Genomic DNA, 4,582 nt, shown 5'->3' on the forward strand with positions numbered 1-4,582 from the left:
AAATATGACCGTTATATGAATGTATCTATTTTGTCTTGCGTAAAGAGTGGTCTGGAGGGAGGAAGAGGCTTAAACAACCTAGTAATGGAAGAAAACCCATTAGCTTTATCGTTGTAACAAGTCCGATATTATCTGCCATACTTCCAATTACAATAGAGCCAATAGCGCCCATTCCGAATGCTAATCCAACTGTTAAACCTGCCATGGTACCAACCTTACCAGGTACTAGCTCTTGAGCATATACTACTGTTACTGAAAAGCTCGACATTAAGATAAACCCAATAATGAATAATAGCAATAATGCCATGTAAGACGGTACAAATGGGAGTATAGCCGTTAATGGAGCTGAAGTAAGCATGGATAGAACAATAATTGTTTTCTTACCAAATCGGTCTGCAAGTGGTCCACCGAAAAATGTTCCACAAGCCCCCGCGAGTAAAAATACGAAAATAAATATTTGTGCTTTTTCTACTGAGAAATCGTACTGCTTCATCATGAAGAAAGCAAAGAAATTGGTCATTGCTGAGATATACCAAGAGCGCGCGAATATTAGAAATAAAATGATCCCTAATGCTGTCCAGACTCTTGAAGAAAGTTTATTAGATTCCTTTTTCTTTTTCTTTTTCACTGGGAACAATTTAATTTGTTGTGAATACCAGCGTGCTATATAGAATAATAAAATACTAGCTAATAATGCTAGAGGTGCAAATGTAAGTCCACCAATTTGCCCGATTGGTATTAATACTAAAGCGGTAATAAGTGGCGCAAGTGCTTGACCTCCATTACCTCCTACTTGATAGATAGATTGTGCGAGTCCTTTTTTTGTCCCAGCTGCCATATGTACCACTCTGGATCCCTCAGGATGAAAGATTGCTGAGCCTATACCAATAAAAATAACAGAGATAATAATCATGTTATAAGACGGAGCAATGGCTAATAAAATCATGCCAACCATTGTGCTTAACATGGCTATAGGAAGAGCATATGGTAATGGTTTGCTATCTGTATACCAGCCGACAATAGGTTGCATGACGGAAGAAACCATGTTCAAAGAAAAAGCAATCAACCCTAATTGTGTATAGGAGAGTAATAATTCTTTTTCCAAAATGGGAAACATAGCAGGGACAACAGCTTGAAGTGTGTCATTCAGCAAATGACAAAAGCCCATAATAAACAAGAACTTATAAGCTGTTTGATTCGTTTGTTCTGCCATAGTTTTTGGCTGTATGTTACCAACAGGACTACTCATTTCATACATCCCCCTTTCTTATGAATGTTGCCATCGAATAAGTAAGCTAAGTTGTTTAATGTTTAGCATTAGCTAAAGGTAAAACAATTGTAATTGTAGTTCCAATATGTAGTTTACTATTAATGGTAATTGTGCCGTTGAAGTTTGTAATGATCCTTTTACAAATATAGAGCCCAAGACCGGTTCCATAGTTTTTAGTTGTGTAAAACGGTTCATATATATTCTTTAACGTATGTTTAGACATTCCTTTTCCATTATCTTCAATTGTAAGTACAGCTGAGCCTTGATTTGTAGAGATTGAAATGAAAACTTGATTACCTGGACTACAAGCTTCAAAACTATTCTTTGTAATATTCAAGATAACTTGTTTAATTTGATCTCTTAAACCTCGAACAAGAAGAACTTCTCTTGTATTTTCAACGCAGAGAATTGTAGAATGGGTGCTTGACTCCGCTTCTAATATTGGTTGAATTTCTGTAACGACAGATTGTAAATCGACAATTTCAAGTGGATGAGCACTTGGTTTTCCTAGTACGAGAAAATCATTGATAATTTCATTGATTCTCGTAATTTCTTTTTGGATAACTGAGAAGTACATTTGATCTTGATGATCTTGATTATCTTGATACTTTTCACATAATAGCTGTACTAGTCCTTTAATACCTGTTAATGGATTTCTGATTTCGTGAGCTGTTGTAGCTGCAAGAGTACCTAACATTTTTAGTTTTTGGCTTTCATGCATTTTTTTTTGTCTAATTGCATCTCGTTGTAAAAGCATAAACTGAATACCAAAAAAGATGATATGAGTTACGATAAGAAAGACAATTGTAAATTGCAAAAGTGTATTAGGGTTAATTTTAATTTCGTGCTGTGGATGATTTAGGTGTAGCGTCCACGGTATGTCCTCGAACGGAATACTTTGCTGATAATCCCCTTGTTTCAAATGGTCATTAACTGTGAAGATTTCAGTATCAAATTGATCGGTTATTTTTACAGCTATTTTCGGTGTTAATAACTCTAGGACATTTTGAATATAATCTAGCTTTAATTGAACGAGTAGAAAGCCAGATATATTATCGATTTGATCTAAAATTGGGTTACAGACAGTTATTAGATTTTGATAATTGGCTTCCCTTACAACAGCAACATACGGTTCCTTATTAGTACCACATGATTTAATGTAAGTATCTCGAACTTTTAACCCATTATAATCATCTATAGTCCCTGTTTCAATAACCCCCTTTGAATTAACAAGATATAAGTCGCCGTATCTTTTATCAGTCTTTTTTGTTTCAATTAATAAATTGGTTATTTCTTCATTTTTATACATAGAATCCAATGCAATAATAGATAATACATCAAGACTTTTGACTGTTTCTTTGATCAATGTTTGAATGTATTGTTGCTGTAGCTCACCTAATCTAAGCGTATCTTGCTGTATTTCTAATTGTTCTTGTTTTTCTAAATACTGTCTAAATAATAAAACGGCTACTATTGTTGGAATAATGATGATAATTGTATAAAGAAATATATTTTTACGTATAACGCCCATGTTGACACTCTTTCTATTAAAGGATATAAAGCTATGATTTTTATCATAGAAGGATAATTTTACAATTTAGTAACCTAGAAAAAATTACATATAACATTATAACATTAAAAATAAAGAACATACTTTTCTTATATTAGATGAATTGAACCAACTTTAATTAGTTTTTTGAATATTTTGTTATTAATGGTAAAAAGAGGCTTACGCAACGGTGGCAGCCTCTTAAGGTATTTTAAGCTTTGGAATATAAACGTATTCATAAAGGATAAGTGCAAATTGTTATCCAACCGTGCTTTTAGAAAAGAATGTTACATCTTGTTTTTTGTAAATGGGAAGGGAGATGTCAACAGTTGTTCCGTTCCCTAACTCACTTGTAATAGTAATTGAACCATGATGTTGCTTAATAATTCTTTCTGTAATAAGTAATCCTAGTCCCGTTCCTTCTTCTTTTGTCGTAAAGAAAGGTTTCCATATTTGTTGTAGAACCTCTTTTGGAATACCCATACCATTATCTTTTATTAAGACTTGAATCGTTTCTGTATTATGAACAGCACATTGAATTACAATTTCACCACCTTGGGGCATAGCTTCTAAGGAATTCTTTAAAAGGTTAATAAATACTTGCTTTAACTGATTACCTTCACAATAGACTAAGAAAGTACCAGGTTGGCAATCTGAAGTGATTGTGACCCCTTTATAATGCGCTTCGGATTGAAATAATAATAGAATTTCATTTAGTATCACTTTAAGGTTGTGTATATTTATATTTGAAACATGTGGTTTAGATAGTAACAAAAATTCAGATATAATGCTGTTCATTCGTTTGACTTCAGATGTAATAATATCGATATACATACTGCGTGGGCAATTATCATCATTTAACATTTGCATAAAGCCAGAAATAACAGTTAGCGGGTTTCGAATCTCGTGAGCAACACCAGCAGCAATTTCTCCGGTAATTTTTAGTTTTTCCGCGTTTTTCATGTATTCTTCCAACATTCGTTTTTCAGTTACATCTCGAATAATAAAAGAAATAGCGTTCATCTTCTCATAAACATTATAAATGGGAGAAATAGTTGCCTCGATAATAATTCGATCTCCGTTATGAGTAACACTATTAAGCTCGAGACCTGTAATACTTTTTCCTTCTTGTACAGATTGAAGAGCGTGATGGTAGGCTTCATGACAATCGGTAAAATAGGTTTGAAGCCCATTTTGTATGATTAGGTTTGCGGGAGCTTGGTATAAATCTTGAAAAGCATGATTAACTTCTAAAACATTTCCTTTAGAATTAAGGATAGCTATAGCATCTTTAGAGCAAGTAAATAAAGATTCATATAATGACTTTGTAGCATGCAAGTCTTCTCTAGCTTTGGATTCTTTTCTTTCCGATTTCAATTGTGATCTTTGCATAAATGTAACCATATATAGTAGAACAATAAAAGTAAAGGTAGTAAAAAAGAAAAAGTATGATAAGTGAACGATTGATGAATTCAACAATATTTCGGGCCCTTTCAATATCAATAATAGAAAATGAAGAATGGCAGAAGTGATCGCTGAAAAAATGAGAATTTTTTTCTTTTGATAAAAAGCTGCAAAAATAATCCCCATTGTAATAAACATAAAATTACTGATGTTAGGTGTTAACAGTGTTAAATGGAATGAAACACCGAATGACGTTAAAATGAGGATATACATGACTAATAAAGGATTTTTTAGTTTTCGATTTAATATAGTTACTATGAATACAGTAACAAAACCAATCAGTAAACTTGTATATTCAG

3 protein-coding genes are annotated in these 4,582 nt (G+C 32.9%); all 3 read right to left on the bottom strand.

Annotated features, from left to right (window positions below; all coding sequences use genetic code 11):
- Window positions 1-25: 25 nt before the first annotated feature.
- Window positions 26-1,249, bottom strand: a complete 1,224-nt coding sequence (locus V7014_RS21155; protein WP_335510039.1) for an MFS transporter — start codon at window positions 1,247-1,249, stop codon at window positions 26-28.
- Window positions 1,250-1,304: 55 nt separating this feature from the next.
- The gene (locus V7014_RS21160) at window positions 1,305-2,801 is read right to left on the bottom strand and encodes an ATP-binding protein (protein ID WP_335510041.1); all 1,497 of its coding nucleotides are present in this window, start codon (window positions 2,799-2,801) and stop codon (window positions 1,305-1,307) included.
- 276 nt (window positions 2,802-3,077) lie between these two features.
- Window positions 3,078-4,582 (bottom strand): ATP-binding protein (locus tag V7014_RS21165; RefSeq protein WP_335510043.1); only part of this gene is annotated, 1,505 nt, incomplete at its 5' end.

The sequence above is a fragment of the Bacillus sp. JJ722 genome, assembly GCF_036963345.1.
Classification (GTDB): Bacteria; Bacillota; Bacilli; order Bacillales; family DSM-1321; genus Bacillus_AD.